General features: G+C 52.9%; 7 protein-coding genes, 1 other RNA gene and 1 pseudogene. 8 read left to right on the top strand and 1 reads right to left on the bottom strand.

All coding sequences use genetic code 11. The features are described from left to right. Nucleotides 1–474: 474 nt before the first annotated feature. The 8 genes and pseudogenes from EC843_RS19835 to EC843_RS19800 form a co-directional block, all read left to right on the top strand. Complete coding sequence (locus EC843_RS19835) at nt 475–11,685, top strand: BapA/Bap/LapF family large adhesin (protein ID WP_133522928.1); 11,211 nt, start codon at nt 475–477, stop codon at nt 11,683–11,685. A gap of 150 nt (nt 11,686–11,835) precedes the next feature. After that, nucleotides 11,836–13,242, top strand: a complete 1,407-nt coding sequence (locus tag EC843_RS19830) for a TolC family outer membrane protein (RefSeq protein ID WP_121815071.1) — start codon at nt 11,836–11,838, stop codon at nt 13,240–13,242. Beyond that, nucleotides 13,239–15,425 carry a type I secretion system permease/ATPase gene (locus EC843_RS19825; protein ID WP_133522927.1) on the top strand — a complete coding sequence of 729 codons (2,187 nt, stop codon included), beginning with the start codon at nt 13,239–13,241 and terminating at the stop codon, nt 15,423–15,425. The genes EC843_RS19830 and EC843_RS19825 overlap by 4 nt, the downstream gene beginning before the upstream one ends. Nucleotides 15,426–15,432: 7 nt before the next feature. Next, entirely contained in the window at nt 15,433–16,596 is a 1,164-nt protein-coding gene (locus EC843_RS19820) for an HlyD family type I secretion periplasmic adaptor subunit (RefSeq protein ID WP_133522939.1), read from the top strand. 57 nt (nt 16,597–16,653) lie between these two features. Next, nucleotides 16,654–17,017: a transfer-messenger RNA gene (gene ssrA / locus EC843_RS19815) on the top strand. Nucleotides 17,018–17,429: 412 nt separating this feature from the next. Then, nucleotides 17,430–17,501: an ash family protein gene (locus tag EC843_RS25020; protein ID WP_121815748.1), complete on the top strand. Its 72-nt coding sequence runs from the start codon at nt 17,430–17,432 to the stop codon at nt 17,499–17,501. 65 nt (nt 17,502–17,566) lie between these two features. Continuing rightward, nucleotides 17,567–17,857, top strand: a complete 291-nt coding sequence (locus EC843_RS19805) for a helix-turn-helix transcriptional regulator (RefSeq protein WP_133522926.1) — start codon at nt 17,567–17,569, stop codon at nt 17,855–17,857. Between the two features lie 55 nt (nt 17,858–17,912). After that, nucleotides 17,913–18,206: pseudogene (locus EC843_RS19800) on the top strand (tyrosine-type recombinase/integrase); the annotation flags it as partial. 58 nt (nt 18,207–18,264) lie between these two features. Here EC843_RS19800 and EC843_RS19795 read toward each other — a convergent pair. Then, entirely contained in the window at nt 18,265–20,607 is a 2,343-nt protein-coding gene (locus EC843_RS19795) for an AAA family ATPase (protein WP_133522925.1), read from the bottom strand. Between the last annotated feature and the right edge of the window lie 70 nt (nt 20,608–20,677).

Here is a 20,677-nt window from a genome sequence, read left to right as displayed (position 1 = left end):
ACGGTATTTTGTTAACGCTGGATTAAGTTTAAAGTGAACCAATCGATAATAACTTAAATAAAACCGCCATCAATCACGAAACAAAGCAAATAAATATCAATGCATTACCAATAAAAATACCACTTTATAGTCATAACTAAAACTCATACAATGCGCACATAACTCCTGAAAAAAACTTACGTTCCTCTCTTATGCACTTCATTTGCGCTTTTATCCAATCCTGTCTATATCTTCAATACCCCCTTATGAAAATGATAAGAAAGTATGAATCTTATATTCATATAAATTAATGCTTCAGTAACCAACAAATTTTCATCAATAACATTAGCCATCATTATTTTGATGACTGGATTCGTTCGTCTTAAATTTTATAAATAGTTGAGATCGTTTTAACACTTTATTCAGGGGAATGATTTGCGTGCGTAAGCGCGACTGAAGACTACACCCACGTTCACACAGAATGGAGTGATAACAATGCGTTCAATATCAATCATCTCAAAGCTGACTGGCGTAACGAATAAAGTAGAAGCGTCTGAAATTACGCTGAACTCCCCTTCCATTGTTGAACTCAAAGCTGAACGCTCTGATATCGCCAGTATCGTGCGCTCCAGCCACGATATGATCATTACCCTGCACGATGGCGAAGTGATTACCGTAAAAAACTTTTACGCCTTCGCCGACCAGGGTGGCAACCAATTAGTGCTCGAAGACGACCAGGGCGCATTGTGGTGGGTACAAGATACCGACTCCGCATTTCACTTCGAGCATATCAATAATATTGATGAGCTGATGGCGGCTACAGGTGCAGAATCACATGATGGGGGAGCCATTTGGCCGTGGATTTTGGGTGGCGTCGCCGTCGCTGGCGGTATTGCTCTGGCCGCCGGTGGTGGCGGAGGCGGCGGAGGTGACGATAATAACTCGAACAACGGTGGCGGCAATCCCAACTCGCCGAACCAGCCCTCTAACGGTAATGACACCACGCCGCCCGCAGCCCCAACAAATCTGAGCGTCTCGGCAGATGGTAAAACCATAACCGGAAACGCAGAAGCTGGCAGCACCGTGACAATTACCGATGCCAACGGCCAGGTGATCGGAACCGGCACTGCCGACAGTAATGGCAATTTTTCGATTCCGCTCACAAATCCGCAAATTAGTGGCGAAGAGTTAACGGCACATGCCACCGACCCCGCCGGGAATACTGGCCCTGATAGCAGCGTGACCGCGCCAAATATTCCGTTACCGGACGCACCGACACTCACCAACGTGGTGGATGACGTCACTCCGGGATTCGGCACCATTGCCAATAATAGCCCTACTACGCCAACCAATGACAACACCCCAACACTTCTGGGCGCGGGTCAGCCAGGAACCACCGTTCATATTTATGACAATGGAACCGAAATTGGCACCGCAGTGGTTGATGCCAACGGAGGCTGGAATTTTACCCCCGCCAACGCGTTAACCGATGGTTCTCATAGTTTTACCGTCACCACCATTAACGCCAAAGGTGAAAGTGCGCATTCGGATACCTATACCGTCACTATCGACACGGTTGCCCCTGACGCACCTGAATTAGAGCAGTTGCAGGATAATGTCGGCAAGCTGACCGGCATTATCAGCAGCGGTACCTACACCGATGAAACCAGACCGGGATTAAACGGAACCGGCGAAGTTGGCGACACCGTTACCATTTATGATAACGGCATCCAGGTTGGGCAAGCCACCGTTGGCGAAGACGGAAAATGGAGCTTTACCCCTGACCAACCGCTGGCCGACGGTAGCCACCAAATCATCGTGGTACAAACCGATGCTGCGGGGAACGTCAGTTCCGCCACCACCAGCCCAATCTTTATTGTCGACCATACGCCACCTGCCGCTGCCATTATTGAGAATGTCAGCCTCGACGGCACCACCGTTTCTGGCACCGCCGAACCCGGAACCACCATTACCATCACGGCTGCCGATGGGTCTGAACTCGGCCATGCCGATGTCGACAGCGACGGTAATTTTACTGTTGGGATCACCCCCGCGCAGACTCACGGTGAAACGCTGACAGCACACATTGAGGATCAAGCCGGTAACGCTGGCCCGGATACACCGTTTACGGCATCGACCTCCCAGTACCCAACCGTGCCAGTGCTGGATTCTGTGGACGACAATGCTGGCGCCACTATGGGTCTTCTAAGTAACGGCCAGGCCACCGACGACACCACACCAACCCTGAGCGGCACGGCTGAAGCGGGAAGTACCGTTAAAATCTTCAGCAACGGTTTGCTGCTTGATAGCGTTGTCGCTGACGGCACCGGCCACTGGACCTATACCCCATCCGCGCTGGCAGACGGTACGCAAGAATTCACCTTTACCGCCACCAACCTGTACGGCACTAGCGGCACCTCGGCAGTCTTTACCGTCAATGTCGATACCACCCCGCCCGCAGCACCGGGTGATTTACTGGTTTCACAAGACGGCCTGCATGTCACCGGCAGCGCGGAAGCGGGCAGTGAAATCATCGTCACCGACAGTAGCGGTAACGTTCTGGGAACGGGCATCACAGGCGCTAACGGGAGGTTTGATGTTTCACCGTTAACCTCAGCACAAACCAACGGCGAACCCTTACTGGTTTCAGCGACAGACAGCGCAGACAACAAAAGTGACAACAGCACCGTCTTTGCACAAGACAGCACCCCTCCTGGGGCACCGACCAATGTGGACATCAACGATGAGGGGTCAGTGGTGACCGGTGACGCCGAGCCAGGCAGCACGGTTAATGTCACTGACAGCGACGGCACCCCACTGGGGACTGGAACAGCAGGTTCAGACGGTAGTTTTAATATTCCGATATTCCCGCCGCAAACGGCTGGCGAAAAACTGGAAGTTTCTGCGACAGATAACGCTGGAAACACCGGACCAGAAACACCGATTACCGCACCTGACACCACCGCGCCGGATGCTCCGGTGATTAGCGCCGTGGTGGATGATGTCCCCCTTTACACGATCGATCATCTCAGCGACGGGCAAACCACCAACGACGATAAGCCACAACTCAAAGGCACCGCCGAAGCTGGCGCAACGGTGAAAATTTATGACAACGCTACGCTGTTAAATAGCGTCACTGCCGATGAGCACGGAAACTGGAGTTATACCCCAACCACCGCACTCGCACAGGGCCTGCATAACCTGACCGTCACCGCCACCGATGCCAAAGGCAACGTCAGCCCTGAAGCGGCATTTTCGCTCACCGTTGATTCCATTGCTCCGCAAGCGCCAACCATTACGCTGGTCAGCGATGACTTCGCCCCCGTCAGCGGTTCGGTGCCAAACAATGGTTTCACCAACGACAGGACGCCAACGATCAGCGGTACCGGCGAACCCGGATCTGTCGTCACTTTGTTCGATGGCGCCACCGCGCTGACCACCTTTACGGTCGGTGTATCGGGTACCTGGAGTTACACACCGTCAACGTTGATCGACAGCACCCACCGCTTCACGGTGAGCGCCACAGACGCGGCGGGTAACACCACCGCGCCTTCCGCCGAATATGTCATCACCATCGACATTACCGCTCCGTCTGCGCCAACAATTGACGGCGCAGTGGATAATGTCGGAACGGTTACCGCAACGCTTGCCAACAACTCGGCGACCGACGATACCCTGCCGCAATTTAATGGCTCCGGCCCGGCTGGTAGCACCGTGACGCTGTACGATGGCCCTACCGCTATCGGCTCTATGGTGGTGGGCGGCGATGGTAAATGGAGCATTATCCCGACACAACCACTGAGCGAAGGGCCACATACCATAACTGCTGTGGCGACCGATGCCGCAGGCAACGCCAGCCCAGCCGCCAGTTTTAACCTGACGGTCGATACCACACCGCCTGTTGCGCCATCCATTACCAACGCGCAAGGGGAAGTGGGCGGAATCCCTGCGACAGTCACCAACGGTGGCAGCACGCAAAACGGCACGCCAACCCTTACCGGTTCCGGCGAAGTCGGGGCGACAATCAAAATTTATGATAATGGCGGCAGCACACCGATTGGTTCGGTGACGGTTCCCGCTGGCGGCATATGGACATTTACCCCTTCTCCGGCGCTCGCTGAAGGCCCTCACTCGCTGACTGCCGTGGCGACCGATCCCGCGGGTAACGTTGGCTTGCCTTCCGCAGGCTTTACGCTGAACGTCGACTCAACGCCACCAGCCGCACCAGGCACACCAACGGTCACCGATGATCATGCTCCGGTGGTTGGCACCGTCAGCAATGGTGGCAGCACCAACGACACCACGCCAACGTTCTCCGGCACTGGCGGCACAGCTGGCGATAAAATTGAAGTGTTCAACGGCAGCACAAAACTCGGCGAAACCACGGTACGGGCAGACGGCAGCTGGGGCTTCACTCCGACCACGCCGCTGACCGAACAGGTTTACAACGTGACCGTCAAAGAAACGGATGCGGCAGGGAACGTCAGCCCGCCTTCTGCGGCAATCACCTTTACGGTCGACACCACCGCTTCTGCTGCACCGGTTATCGTCAATGCCGACGATAACGTAGGTGCGGTACAACAACCGCTGTTCAACAACGCGGTCACCGATGACAACACCCCAACCTTCCACGGCACCGGTGCGAATGGCGACATCATCACGCTGTACAACGGCACCACGGTGCTGGGTAGCACAACGGTTGTTGGCACAAACTGGACTATCGCTCTAACCACTCCGCTACCAAACGGCACGCTGGCGATTACCGCCACCGCAACCGATGCTGCGGGTAACCTCAGCCCATTGTCAGCAATCTTTAATCTGACTGTCGATAACACGCCGCTCACCGCTCCGGTCGTGACGGAGATTGCTGATGACGTGGGTGTGATTACCACTTCGCTGGTCAATGGCAGCTATACCGACGATACCTCCCCAGTCTTCAGCGGCACAGGTAAGCCAGGCAGTACCATTACTGTTTTAGATAACGGTACACCGGTGGTGACTTCACCCCCTATTGTTACTGTTGCTCCGGATGGTACATGGAGTTTCACGACAACACTCCCGACGGGTGTAAGCGACCACACATTCACCTTTAGTGCCAGCGATGCCACAGGAAATACCGCCGTATCACCAAATCCAATTACGTTGCATGTTGATACGCTGCCACCTGATGCTCCGCTGGTAAGTTCAGCAGATCCGAATGGCACACTGGTAAACGGGACGGCGGAACCCGGCAGCACGGTGATTATCAGGGATGCCAATACCCATGCAGTATTGGGCAGAGGCCTGGCTGATTCCACAACCGGAACCTTCTCCGTCACAATTTCGCCTGCGCAAACCACCGCTGAAGAACTGGAGGCAATTGCTCAGGATGCCGCTGGCAATCAGAGTGGCCCGACTGGCTTCATTGCCGCGGATACGAATGTTCCGCATCCGCCGACAATTGAAGTTTTGGATGACGTAGCGCCGGTCACTGGCAGAGTCGACAGCGGTGCCAGCACCAACGATAACCTGCCAACACTTAGCGGCGTGGCTGAAGACGGTGCCATGATCACCCTCTATATTGACGGCATTGCCCAGACTCCGTTCGCGGCGGGAACTGGGGGAGCCTGGAGTTACCAGTTCACTACACCGCTGGCAGATGGCCCGCATACTTTTGCCGTCAGCCAGAGTGTTGGCGGTGTGTCCAGCGGCCAGACGCCGAATTTCAACATTACCGTTGATACCACGTTACCCACAGCTCCCGCCATCACCTCCGTCACCGACGATGTCGCTCCGGTAACGGGCATCATCACCAGCGGGCAGGCCACGAACGATCAGCGCCCTACCTTTACCGGCACTGGCGAAGTAGGTTCGACGATCACGATTCTTGATGGCACCACGACACTCGGCACCGCAACCGTCACCGCTGACGGTACCTGGACATTCACGCCACCAACCAACCTGGCTGACGGTCCGCACACCATCACCGTCACCGCAACCGATGCTGTCGGAAACGTCAGCGCTCCACCTGCCAGTTTCTCGCTGATTGTTGATACCAGCATCGCGGCGGCTCCGGTCATTACGTCAGTGGTTGACGACACCAGCACGCCAGGACCGGTGGTTTCCGGCCAGCCGACTAACGACAACACGCCAACCTTCAACGGCACCGCCGACCCGAACTCGACGCTGACCATCAGCGAAAACGGCACGGTTATCGGCACCGTTCCGGTTAATGGCGCGGGGAACTGGACGTTCACGCCAGCCACGCCGCTGGCCGATGGCAGCCACAATCTGACGCTTGTCACTACCGATGCGGCAGGCAACGTCAGCCCGCCAGCCACCTTTACTGCGGTGGTGGATACCGCTGCTCCTGTAGTGCCAGCCATAACTTTGGTGGTCGATGACCAGACTCAGCCGGTGACTAACCTGACCAACGGCCAGCTCACCAAAGACACGCAGCCAACCCTCAGCGGCACCAGTGAAGCCAATGCCACGATCAATGTTTATTCTGGCACCACGCTTCTTGGCACAACAACAGCCACAGGCACCGGTACATGGTCATTCACGCCGGACGCCGGTCATCAGTTACTCCAGGGCAACAACACCCTGACGGTCAAAGCCACCGACGCCGCCGGGAATATCAGTAACTCGTCAGCAGCCTTCAGCGTAGTTGTGGATTCCGTCGCCCCGACCGCACCAGCCATTTTGACCGTCACCGATAACACCGCGCCAAATATTGGGCCAATCACCAGCGGCCAGCCGACCAACGAAACGCGCCCTGCTATCACCGGTTCCGGCGAAGTCGGTTCGACGATCACCGTTTATGACGGCATAACGCCGCTGGGTACGGCAACCGTGGGGGCTGGCGGCACCTGGAGCTTTACACCACCTTCAGCACTGCCAGGCGGTTCGCACAACCTGACCGTTACCGCTACCGATCCGGCAGGTAACGTCAGCGCACCATCCGCAGCGTTTAACGTGGTGATCGACACCACAGCGCCTGTTGCGCCAGCTATTACCACCGTCGCGGACGATGCAGGGACAGTCACCGGTAATTTAACCAACGGGCAAGTGACGGACGATACCCGTCCACAAATCAACGGCACGGTAGAAGCCGGATCGACCGTCAATATCTACGACAACGGCACGTTGATTGGCACAGCAATCGTCACTGGTGGTACATGGAGTTTCACGCCACCAGCAGGGTCACCGCTCGCCAACGGCAATCACGCGTTTACGGTGACCGCGACAGACTCCGCGGGCAACGTCAGCCCGGCTTCAGGGGCGTTCAATATTGTCGTGGATACCGCCGTTCCCACCGCACCGATCGTCATCCAGGCAACTGATGATGTCGGCCCGGTGACTGGCGCGTTGGTGAATGGGCAGTCGACCAACGACAACCAACCATTACTGAGCGGCACCGCAGAAGCCAACTCCACGGTTAAGGTTTACGACGATGGCATCCTGCTCGGTACCACCACCGCCAGCGCGGAAGGGATCTGGAGCCTGGCACCCCCTAATCCGCTACCCGATCGCACCCATGTTTTCACCGCCACCTCAACCGATGCAGCGGGCAACGTCGGGGCGATTTCGGGAAGCTTTACACTGACTATCGACACGGTGCTGCCAATCACGCCCGTGCTCACCTCCGTGGTGGACGACGTGGCAGGCGGCGTGAACGGCTCACTCAGCAACGGACAAATCACCAACGACGCACGCCCAACGCTGAACGGCACCGGCGAACCAGGCAGCACCCTCGCTATCTTTGATGGAGCGATACAAATTGGCACGGTGACCGTTCCGGCAAGTGGCACCTGGACATTTACCCCAGCCACACCGCTGGCTACCGGCGCGCATACCTTCACCCTCACCGCCACCGACGCGGCGGGTAACGTCACCACCCCAACTCCGGGCTTTACCATCACGCTGGATACCAGCGCGCCAAACGCGCCGCTGATCACCACGGTTATTGACGATGTCGGCACCGTGACCGGCCCGGTTGCCAACAACCAGACCACCAACGACACGCTGCCAACGCTTAACGGCACAGCAGAAGCGGGTGCTACGGTGGCGATTTACGATAACGGCAACCTGGTCACCAGCGTCACTGCCGACGGTAGCGGCAACTGGACTTACCCACTGACCACCGCACTGACCGAAGGCAACCACACCTTCACCGTGACGGCCACCGATCTGGCAGGCAATACCAGCGCCAACTCGCTGCCAGCGGTGATTATTGTCGATACCACGCCGCCTGCCGCACCAACTGGCATGGTGGTCAACGTCACCGGGACAACCGTCACCGGGAATGCCGAAGCGGGCAGCACCGTCACCATATCCAGCGGCGGAACGGTTCTCGGCAGCGCTACGGCGGACGGTAACGGTAAGTTCAGCGTGACGATAACGCCCGCGCAAACTAACGGCGAATCCCTACAAGCTACGGCGACGGATAGCGCGGGTAACCTGGGTGCATCGGCTGGGTTTGCTGCGCCAAACACTGCATTACCAGGCGTGCCGGTGATTACCACAGTGTTGGATAATTTCGCTCCCGTTACCGGAACGGTTAACAACGGGCAAAGCACCAACGATGCCACGCCGACCATTAACGGCACGGCAGACATCGGTGCAACCGTCAGTATCTACAACAATGGCGTGTTGATGGGCAGCGTGGTGGCAACGGACGGCACCTGGAGTTACACGCCATCTGCGCTCACCGAAGGTTCACACGCCTTCACCGCTACCGCCACCAACCCGAATGGCACCGGCAGCCCGTCAACGGCGCTCACCGTGATCGTTGACACCATCGCCCCACTGACACCAACGGCGACCATCAGTGCAGACGGCACCACCATCAGCGGTTCGGCGGAAGCCAACAGCACGGTGAACATTACCTTGCCGGGCGGCACCGTTGTCACCACCACCGCTAACGGCAGCGGAAGCTACACCCTGACACTGCCAACGCGCGAAATTGGCGGCGAGCAGTTATCCGTCACCGCCACCGATGCGGCAGGCAACACCTCGCCATCGGTCACTGCAACCGCACCGACTCTGCCACTGGCCGCCGATGACAACGTGGTCAACCTGGCGCTGACCAGCAGCGCCGTCGTTTCACCGCCAGAGCATTACAGCGATTACGGCGTGCTGTTGGTCGGGGCGCTGGGCAACACAGTACAGGTGCTCGGCAACGATACCGCGCAAGTAGGCTTTACGGTTAACGCGGGTGGCACTGCCAATATCACGATTGATGCCGCCGCTACAGGCGTGGTACTGACACTGCTCAACACGATGGAAGTGGTGATTCAGCAATTTGTCGGCGGAGCCTGGACTACGGTAATCGATTCGCGACTGCCACAGTTTGCCAACCTGCTAACGCTGGGTGCCAACGGCGTAACACTGAATGTCACCGGGCTGGAAGAAGGCACTTATCGGGTGCTGAGCTACAACACCAGCCTGCTGGCGACCGGCTCTTTCACCAGCCTTGATGTCAGTATTGAACAAATCAGTGGCGGGACAGTCAGCGGGGAAACGACCCATCCGGGGAACGTGATCACCGATATTGATCCGAACAGCGGCCAGGACACCGCGCCGACAGGCACTGTTGTGACATCGGTGACCAACTCGCAGGGCGTCACCACCCAGATTGGCGCAGGCGGTGCGGATATCACAGGTGAATACGGCACGCTGCATATCAACCAGGACGGAAGTTACACCTACACCCTGACGGACACCTCAGCCTCGGTACTTGGCAGCACCGAAAACTTCACTTACACCATCACCCATAATGGCGTTAGTGATTCGGCGCAGTTGGTGGTGACACTCGGCAACCCAACACCTGCCAGCACCGTGACCGCCACCGATAACACGGCGGCGCTGACCTACAACACCGATGTGGAAGCGGTAGACCACGGGCCTTCACAGCAAAGTGGTTTCTCAGTGCTGAGCGTCGGTGTGGGAAATGTGCTGAGCCTCAGCGCGTTAGCCAATATGGCGAACCCGATACTCTTTGATGTCGATGAAGGTTCAACGCGCACCATGACGTTGCAGGCAAGCGTTGGCGGGGTCGCGTTACTCTCCACCTTCGATCTCTACGTCTACAAGTTCAACGATGTGACTCAGCAGTATGAGCAATATCGGGTGGTCAATACCTGGCTTACCGCGCCATTGCTGGGCGGCACCTCATCGCTATTAACCCTGACGCTGCCAGGTGGCGAGTATCTGTTCTTGCTCAAAAATGCCAGCGGTGTAGCGGCGCTCACCGGCTATACGCTGAATATTCTGCAAGACCATACTTATGCGGTGGAGAGCGTCACAGCCAGTACCAGCGGCAATGTGATGAATGATGATATTCATCCGGTAGGTAGCCACATTACTCAGGTGAATGGCGTCGCCATTGCGGGAACAGGCACCACCACCATTATTGGTGAATACGGCACGCTGACCATTGATGCGGCGGGTAACTACACCTACAAACTGAACAGCGGCCTGGGCGCGGACAGCATCAAAACGCCTGACAGCTTTGTTTACACCATCACCGCACCAAACGGTGATACCGACACCGCCTCGCTGAATGTCACTGCCACGCCGCATACCGTGGATGCGTTTGATGACAGCAGCACTGTGATGGCGGTGAACACCGCGCAAAATACGGCGGTTTATTCGGATACCAGCGTGGGGTCGGCGTCGTGGACAACCCTGGTAATCCCGTCATCAGGAAGCGGCAACGGGACTTTTGCGGTCGGCGCTAACGAAGTTCTGCATAACCCAGTGTTACATTTTACGGTGCAATCATTCCTTTCTTTGAGTGGCTTGAACGTTGACTGGAACATCACTAACAGCTCAGGAACCGTGGTAAGAAACGGCTCATTCAGCGGTGGCATATTGTTAGGCGGCATGGCGAATATTGATTTGGCAGGGCTGGATCTGCAGTCGGGTACCTACTCGTTAAATTACACTGGGCGAGTCGGTGTTCTTGGTGCCGGACAAATCACCATCACGCCAACTATCACCGGCACCACCATTGATCTGGACAGCTATTCAACGCTTGCCGGTAACACGGTTCACGGCAATATCTACGACGGTACGGAAGCCTCAGGCGCTGCCGATCAGCTCGGTACCGTTCACACCCTACTGAGTATTACCGGCTTCAACGGCACGACGACCACGCTTGATCCGCTAACCAGTAGCAATTCAACCGCCACGATTCAGGGGCATTACGGAACGCTGGTGATGGGGATTGATGGTGCGTACACCTACACCCTCAATAGCGGGCTTTCTCCGGCGTCGATGACCACCAAAGAGACCTTCACCTACACGCTAAATGACCAGAACGGCCATAGCGACAGCGCCACGTTAACCATCAATATGAGCCCGCAATTCGTCAGCACCGCGCAAAGCGATGTGATTACCGGCTCGGCTTATGGCGACACGCTGATTTATCACCTGTTGACCAGCGCAAGTGCGACCGGCGGCAACAGTGCCGATACCTGGCACAACTTCTCGGCGGCACAAGGCGACACGATCAACGTTCACGACCTGCTGACCGGCTGGAATGGGCAGGCCGCCACACTGGGCAATTACCTCAACGTCACCACCAGCGGCAATAACACCGTTATTTCCATTGATCGCGACGGCACAGGCGGCACCTACAACTCAACCACGCTCGTCACCCTGGAGAACACGCACGTCACGCTCGATGAACTGGTACAGCAGCACCACATTATTACCTAAAAAAGTGGTGGATGACGCTAGCGCTTACCCCCGACATGTAGGTCGGATAAGCGCAGCGTCATCCGACAAAAATCAGACAAAAATCAGACAAAACCAGGCAAGCAATAGCAACACTAATTAGAACGTAGTGACTTTTAAAAGGGACAAACTATGGGAAAATTACAGCCGTTTGCACTGTGGCTGGCATGCAGCCTATGTGTAGCCCAAACGCATGCCGAAGAGACGCCACAGTTCATCACCACTGAGGGGCTTGCTCAACAACACGAACTGCCAAACCTTGACGGCTCGTCATCCCTGCCGCTCAACGCGCCTGCGCCCGGAACGCTCACGCTCAACGACGCCGTTAACCGCGCGGTAAACTGGCACCCGAGCATTCACGAAGCCATCGGCAAACTTTACGGCCAGTCCGAACAGGTCAACGTCGCGAAATCCAAATACTATCCGCAAATCAGCGCGGGCATGAATAACGGCTACAGCAACGGCTACACCGACAGCGGTTTCAGCCCGTCGCTGGTGCTTTCCATCTCACAAATGCTCTACGACTTCGGCAAAGTCTCAAGCCAGGTACGCGCCGAAAGCGCAGGCGTGGCGCAAGAACAGGCCAACGTGCTGGTGAGTATTGATAACGTCGGCCACGACACCGCCGTTTCCCTGGTTCAGGCGCAGATGTGGCAACAAATGGTCGATATCGCCAAAGATCAGCTCGAAGCGCTGAGCGCGATTGGCCGTTTGACCGAACAGCGCAACAACGAAGGTGCCACGTCGATGTCCGATGTGGTGCAAACCAACGCCCGTATTGAATCCGCCCGCTCGCAACTGATTCAATACCAGGCCAACCTCGACAGCGCACAGGCCACGTTAATGAGCTGGCTGGGCTGGAATAGCCTCAACGGTATTAGCAACGACTTCCCGGACAAACTAGCCAAAAGCTGCGACGTTGCCAAACCGGATGACCGCTTAGTGCCTGCCGTTCTCGCCTCCTGGGCGCAGGCCAGCGTCGCGCAGGCGAATCTGGATTACGCCAACGCGCAGATGACGCCAACCATTTCACTGGAACCGCAGGTTCAGCACTATCTCAACGACAAATATGCCAGCCACGAAGTGCTGGATCGCACGCAATACTCGGCGTTTATCAAAGTTGAAATGCCGATTTATCAGGGGGGTGGATTAACCGCCCGCCGCAACGCCGCAAGCCATGCTGTTGAAGCCGCGCAATCCGGCGTTCAGCGCACACGCCTGGATATTCGCCAGAAGTTAATGGAATCGCGCAGCCAGGCGCTTGGCCTGATGGGTGCCATTCAAGTCCTGCAACGCCAGGAAGAGTTAAGCGCGCAAACGCGTGAACTGTATCAACAGCAATATCTCGGTTTGGGTTCGCGCCCGCTGCTGGATGTGCTTAACGCCGAACAGGAAGTTTTCCAGGCACGCTTCGCTCAACAACAAACCCTGAGCCAACTTCATCAATTGCAGCTCAACTGTCTGTATAACAGCGGTCGGTTGCGCAACGCATTTGGCCTGGAGCATCGCACCATCCAGTCACTGGAGATCCAGCCATGAGCAAAATCCCCCCTGCTGTTGATGAACAGCTGACTGAACAGTCACTGAGCCACTGGGCGCAAGCCATTAGCCACGTTGCCGCCCATTACCGCGTGGTCTGTTCGCCAGGCACCATTCAGGCCAACGCCCCATGGTTTAAAGACAAAGGCATGCTTGCGGCTCTCACACAGTTATCGCGCCAGGCGGGGCTTTCTTTTCACCTGCTGAACGTGCCGGAACTGGCGATTGCCCAATGGCGGCTGCCAATAGTAGTGGATTTAAAAAACGGCCAACTGGCGGTTATCGAGCATTTTGACGGCGCAGATACCGTGGATATTTGCCTTATCGATGGCCAACACCAGACCAACCGCGTGGCACTCAGCGAACTGCTGCCGGACATCCGTTTTGTTGCTGCGCTGCGCCCGCTTTCGGCCCTGAAAGACAGCCGTGTTGATGCGTATATTTCGCGCTTTAGCCCGGACTGGTTAAAAGAGCTGGTGATGCAGGATCTCCGGCCATACGGCCCGGTGATGCTGGCGGCGTTCCTCGTTAACGTGTTATCGCTTGCCGGGATTATTTTCTCGATGCAGGTCTACGATCGGGTGATTCCGGCGCAATCCTACCCGACGCTGTATGTGCTGGCGTCCGGCGTATTACTGGCGGTGGTGTTTGGCTTCCTGCTGCGCGTGGCGCGTGGCCATATTATGGATGTACTCGGCAAACGGGCCGATATGCGGGTTTCCGACCGCGTGTTTAGCCATGCGCTACGCCTGCGTAACAGTGCGGTTCCCCGCTCCACCGGCAGCTTTATTTCGCAGCTTCGCGAGCTGGAGCAAATCCGCGAGATGGTCACCTCATCAACCATCTCAACCCTCGTCGATTTACCGTTCTTCTTTATGTTTATCATCGTGCTGGCGATCATCGCGCCGCAACTGGCATGGATTGCACCCGTCGCCGCCATCCTGATGGTGCTGCCTGGTATTTTGCTACAAAAGAAACTGGCGATGCTAGCGAACCAGTCGGCGCACGAAGCCACTTTGCGCAATGCGGTGCTGGTTGAAAGTGTGCAAGGGCTGGAAGACATCAAACTGATGCAGGCAGAAAACCGCTTCCTGCAACAATGGAACAGCTACATCCGCATTACCGCGGAATCCGGCCTGCGGACTCGCCAGATTTCGCAAGGGTTGATCAGCTGGGGGATCACCATTCAAAGCCTGGTTTACGCGGCGGTAATCCTGTTTGGCGCGCCGCTGGTGATTGAAGGCGATATGACCACCGGCGCGATGGTGGCCGCGTCAATGCTGGCGTCACGCATGATTGCGCCGATGGCAAACCTGTGCGGCGTGCTGGCGCGCTGGCAACAAGTGAAAGCGGCGAAGCAAGGGCTGGACAGCATTATGCAGTTGCCGGTCGAAACCCAACGCGATGAAAGCCTGGTGCACCAGGACATTTTCCACGGCCACTATCTGTTTGAAAACGCACAGTTCCGCTACCACAGCGACGACCAACGCATTCCGCTACGCATCTCACATTTAGAGATCCTGCCTGGTGAAAGAATCGCGGTGCTGGGGCGCAACGGCGCGGGCAAATCCACGTTACTTCAGGCATTAGCGGGCGGCATCGATTTGATGAGTGGCGATGCGCGGCTCGACAACCTGAGCATGACGCAAATCGACATGGCTGATTTGCGGCGCAACATTGGCTTCCTGAGCCAGAACGCGCGGCTGTTTTACGGCACATTACGTGAAAACCTGACGCTGGGCGCACCGCACGCCAGCGATGAAGAAATCTTCGAAGTACTGGAAATCAGCGGCGCGGGCAATTTTGTCAAGCACCTGGCCAAAGGCCTCGACCACAGCATTATGGAAGGCGGCACCGGGCTTTCTGGCGGGCAACGTCAGTCCATCTTACTGGCGCGTATGCTGCTGCGCTCGCCGAACATCGTACTGCTCGACGAACCCACCGCCTCTCTTGATGACCACACCGAACGCGAATTTATTCAGCGCCTCGGGCTTTGGCTTGGCAACCGCACCTTGATTGTCGCTACCCATCGGGTGCCGATGCTGGAACTTGTGGAGCGGGTGCTGGTTCTGAAGGAAGGACAACTGGTGATGGACGCACCGAAAGCCCAGGCGCTGAGTAACAGCCGCGCCGCAGCACAGGCAAACGGACGGGAGTGGAAAAATGAAAACCAGTCAGCATGACGCCGCAATGGACGACCCGGATATCCAGCGTGAAAACGAGTTTTCCGGTGCGAGCCGCATTATCACTCTTAGCGTTTTACTGTTTATTTTGCTCGGCGTGTGGGCATGGTTTGGCACGCTTGATGAGGTTTCGACCGGCACCGGAAAAGTGGTTCCCAGCTCGCGCGAGCAAATCCTTCAGTCGCTCGACGGCGGCATCGTCACCCAGTTGCTGGTGCACGAAGGCGACAAAGTTGAAGCCGGGCAAATCGTCGCCCAACTCGACCCGACGCGTTCGCAATCGAACGTCGGCGAAAGTGCCGCACGCTACCGCGCATCACTGGCATCCAGCGTGCGGTTGAACGCAGAAGTGAACGACCTGCCGCTGGTCTTCCCCGACTCGCTAAAAGCCTGGCCGGAGCTAACCGCATCCGAAACCCGGCTATATAAAAGCCGCCGCGCACAACTTAACGACTCAGCTGCGGATATTAAAGACGCGCTGGTTTCGGTCAATCAAGAGCTGGGCATAACCCAACGCCTGGCAAAAAGCGGTGCCGCCAGTAACGTGGAAGTGCTGCGCTTGCAGCGGCAAAAAAGCGACCTGCAACTCAAAATCACCGACCTGCGTTCACAATATTACGTACAAGCCCGCGAGGAGCTTTCCAAAGCGAACGCCGAAGTGGATATGCTTTCAGCGGTTATCAAAGGCCGTGAAGATTCGGTATCGCGCATGACGGTACGTTCGCCGATGCGCGGCATCGTCAAAAATATCCAGGTAACGACCATTGGTGGCGTGATCCCGCCAAACGGCGAAATGATGGAAATCGTGCCGCTCGATGACCACTTGCTGATTGAGGCGCGCCTCTCACCGCGTGACATCGCGTTTATCCACCCAGGCCAGCGTGCGCTGGTGAAAGTCACTGCCTACGATTACGCCATTTACGGCGGGCTGGAGGGCATCGTTGAAACCATCTCGCCGGACACCATTCAGGACAAAGTGAAACCAGAAATCGTCTATTACCGGGTGTTTATCCGCACCCAACAGGACTACCTGGTGAACAAAGCCGGACACCATTTTTCAATTTCGCCAGGTATGGTCGCCACCGTCGACATTAAAACCGGGCAAAAAACCATTGTCGACTACCTGATTAAACCGTTTAACCGCGCCCGTGAAGCGCTACGTGAACGTTAACAAACTCAAGGGGTAGTAAGTGACGCTACAACTCTGTTATACTTACAAAACACTTGTGGGGCTGATTCTGGATTCGACGGGATTCGCGAAACCCAAGGTGCATGCCGAGGGGCGGTTTGCCTCGTAAAAAGCCGCAAAAAAATAGTCGCAAACGACGAAAACTACGCACTAGCAGCTTAATACCCTGCTTAGAGCCTTCTCTCCCTAGCTTCCGCTCTTAAGACGGGGATCAAGAGAAGTCAAACCCAAAAGAGATCGTGTGTAAACCTTGCCTGGGGTTGAAGCACTAAAACTAATCAGGATAGTTTGGTAATGGCGTGTCTATCCGCAGTTGCCCGGCGAATGTAAAGATATGACTAAGCATGTAGTACCGACGGCGTAGTAATTTCGGACGGGGGTTCAACTCCCCCCAGCTCCACCAAAATTCTTTGTTGATGGTCACCAGAACCTGATATGAAGTCCTGAAAGCCCGCACGGCGCAAGCCCTGCGGGCTTTTTTGTGTTTGTTGATTCAGCCGAACAGCCCCCTCTCCTGTGCAGAAGGCGATCGCCGGACAGTCCCCTCTCCTGTGGGAGAGGGTTAGGGTGAGGGCGTCCCCCTTCTGCAACACCTGCAACTAAAGAAAAATGTCTGGAAAGCCACTCGCATTCCGCCTAATAGCGGGTTGGTTAACACTGCCGATTTACGTTATAGTCAGCGCCGCTGCGGCAAAATCCGCAGCCGGGATTTGCACCCTGGATATCACAACGTCGATTTATAAATTCAGTTTATACGTCGAGGCATGCGCACACCTGTTGCCTGTTACAATTCAATGTAATAACGCAATTTTTCAATGGTGGCTCAGGCGGGGCAGCCTTCGGGCTGGCCGGCATCCGTTGTGACCGGTAGTGCAAACTCCGTCTGAGCTACCACCCAAGAGATTTGCACCTCCGGTGGTAGCAATCATCGCTTGCAACGGAGAATGCGAAAATGACACTTTCACACAGCCCCACTTTTCTGCCCTATCAAACAGACTGGCATCAAGCCGACATCATTGCGGCATTGCGTAAAAAAGGCACCTCACTGGCAGCCGAATCACGCGCCGCAGGCTTAAGTTCTTCCACTCTCGCCAACGCGCTGAGCCGCCCGTGGGCAAAAGGGGAACTGCTAATAAGCAAAGCCATTGGTGTACCCGCCGAAACCATCTGGCCAAGCCGCTATTTTGATCCTCAAACGCACAAGCCTGTCGTTCGGCTAATGCGCACCCGTCATCCGAAATAAACGATTAGCGTCATCAGCCAGAAACTCTGTACGGGTGACGCTGTAATTAGCTTGAATGATTCAAGTTGAAGGGATGAAGGTTAGCCGTGAACATGTTTTTCCAGGCAGAAATGATCCAAAGCAAGCAATGAATAGCCAGACGGCTAAGACTGCTTTAAAACGGATTGGCTATGGCGGAAAACTTGTTGCTCATGGATTACGGTCAATAGCAAGCACGGCTCTGAATGAAGCGGGATTTAACGCAGATGTTATTGAAGCGGCTTTTGCGCACAGTGATAAAAATGAAGTAAGGCGCGCATATAATCGTTCAACTTACTTAGCACAGGGAATAGATCTCATGCTTTGGTAGGCAGAACTTGTAAAAAAATAATTGATAAAAGTGAGGCAATGCCCCACTTTCAATTAAATTAAATACCGGTAATGAAAAGAAGAGTATTTTTTGCAACTTCATGCAACTCTTGTGTATTTAGTTCTTTAATCTTTGTATCAAAACCATCCGCATGATGATAGCTTTTTGAAAATTCATTTATCTGTTCAATTTTACTAAGACATTTTGTACTATCATACAGAGGACTATATGGATTGGTCTCATTACGAATGAGACTGATCATTTCTCCCAACCAATGCCCTTCCGTAAAATGGTTAGGTAAATGCATTCGCATATAAGCTTCAAGTATTGGGCGTATTAATCTAGCTGTAGCTACTTTCGAATCTTCTGTTGGAGATTTAACAAAGCTATGTAATGTCTTATACTCAAGTTCATAAGAATGCTTCACGTAAGCATCAAAATCATTTTTATAAATAATTTTGCTTTTGAAAACCTTAGAACTATTTAGATCGTATTCATTTAAGTCATTAATATTAACAAATAGTTCAAAGCATTTTGCAAGAGATGTGTTTCCTGAATATTTTCTCATGTCAGTTAAAAAAGATGCATCATGACTGAAAACAAAAACTTGTGCGCCTTTATTAAGAATATCTGACAACTCAACTATAGTCTTATTTCTTCGATGACTATCTAATGAAGACATAGGATCATCGAAGATAATAATATCATTTTCATGAATCTTATTTTTAAATTTAGAAAGGAAAAATGCTAATGCCAATGCTGATTTATCACCCATGCTTAAGACTTCAGTCAGTAAAAACTTACTATCCAATTCATTTTCTAATGCTAGCTCCTTACCAAGAAACGCGATTTTAAATTTAAATCTAGTATTTCCTCCACCTGCTTTATTATCTCTATTTATCTCAACTATTCTAATATTACTATTAAACCCAATTAGTAATTTATTAATCTCATCCTTATGATTAGAAATTAGGGACTCTTGCTCTATAATTACCTCCTCTCTTAATGCCTTTATTTTTGACTCATTAGCCTTTCTTTGTTTTTCATAATTTTCATAAACTGCCAAATCATCAAGGGTATCTTTTTGAAACTTCAATTTATAGTTATTTACAGTATCTATCTGGAGCTGAACAGCTGAGATCGTCGTCTGATCAAGAGTCAATAGGTAGTCATTAATTAATTTATTAGTTGCATCGATATATCCATTGTAAGCACCAAAATCCATCTCATTAAAAAGAGAATTAAATTCTTCTTGTAAAAATTTAAAACTCACTTCTTGGAAAACATCTTTCAGTTTCTGGTTAATGAACCTATCTAATTTAGAAAGTAGATCATAAAACCCCTCAACCAATTTGCTATTATCAAATACAAATTGTGTTAACTCTAACTTATCCAACCAAGCATTTATTGCTATCTCGTTATTTTTTATAATATTTCTAATGCCTTCAAATTCATTACATTTTGATGCTAACCTGAGATATTCCTTTGAACTCTCACCTTCAAATTTCGACATTGCATTATCATATTCATTCCCTAAGAAAGCATTGAACATCGAAAATATAGGGGATTCACTTAAAGGCTGAGCACAGAAAGGACAATTATCTTTATCAGTTACAAGAGCTAACCCACTCTCAAGCCATCCAACATCCCTTTCCTTTAGATGCAAGGCTATGTGTTCGTCAACTTTATTCTTAGCTTCTTTAGATATACTATCTAATGATACATCGAAAAAATTTAAATCGATTGATGGATTATCAAATGATATTTTTTTAGGTTTTACTCTTAACTTTATAACTGCCACATCCGATAAATCCGCAAGGTTTTTATTTAGCCTTACAAGTTCATTTTCTACATCAAAATCCTTTTTCTTCTTTATTTTTACAATATCTTTAAATTCTAATCTTGATTGAAATCTTGATTCAATGCTTGTCCTTAATATATTAGCTGGAATATTATTTATTTCGTTTTCAGATTTAAGATCATTTATTTCTTTTTGTTTATCAACTGAGGTATCACCTAAGCAAAAATCATGATAGTTTTTTAAATTAATACTGGCTACCTTAGAACCAGCATAAACATTATTATCAATAAACTCTTGATTAAACACCTTGAACTTCCAGATTAGTTCCGAAATATTTTTCTTTACTATGGATTTTGGCTTTCCATTTTCCATGAAAAGAAAGTTCAAATCAACAAAATCATCTTCATTACATTCTATAGATTTCAACTTCTCTATTAATGAAAAATCCTTCTCATTAAGCAAATTAAAGATCTTGCATATCGTAGATTTACCAGCACCATTATTTCCATAAATCAAATTAAGAGAATCAAAATTATGATCAGGGGGTGAGAGATGATTTAATTGTTTGATATTATTTAGCTTAACTATTTTATATAACATGCAGCGCTCCTTACTTACATTTCATAAATCTTAAAATATAGTAGCTAAACCATATACAAAACTCTATCGG

This window comes from Buttiauxella sp. JUb87, assembly GCF_004361975.1.
GTDB classification, from domain to species: Bacteria; Pseudomonadota; Gammaproteobacteria; order Enterobacterales; family Enterobacteriaceae; genus Buttiauxella; species Buttiauxella ferragutiae.
Note: the sequence above shows the minus strand (reverse complement) of the source record. Positions and strands in the feature narration are given on the sequence as shown.

Excerpts from the sequence above, each read along its gene's own strand:
- EC843_RS19835 (WP_133522928.1), top strand. The coding sequence starts at position 475 with ATGCGTTCAATATCAATCATCTCAAAGCTGACTGGCGTAACGAATAAA.
- EC843_RS19830 (WP_121815071.1), top strand. The coding sequence starts at position 11,836 with ATGGGAAAATTACAGCCGTTTGCACTGTGGCTGGCATGCAGCCTATGT.
- EC843_RS19825 (WP_133522927.1), top strand. The coding sequence starts at position 13,239 with ATGAGCAAAATCCCCCCTGCTGTTGATGAACAGCTGACTGAACAGTCA.
- EC843_RS19820 (WP_133522939.1), top strand. The coding sequence starts at position 15,433 with ATGGACGACCCGGATATCCAGCGTGAAAACGAGTTTTCCGGTGCGAGC.
- EC843_RS19805 (WP_133522926.1), top strand. The coding sequence starts at position 17,567 with ATGACACTTTCACACAGCCCCACTTTTCTGCCCTATCAAACAGACTGG.
- EC843_RS19795 (WP_133522925.1), bottom strand. The coding sequence starts at position 20,607 with ATGTTATATAAAATAGTTAAGCTAAATAATATCAAACAATTAAATCAT.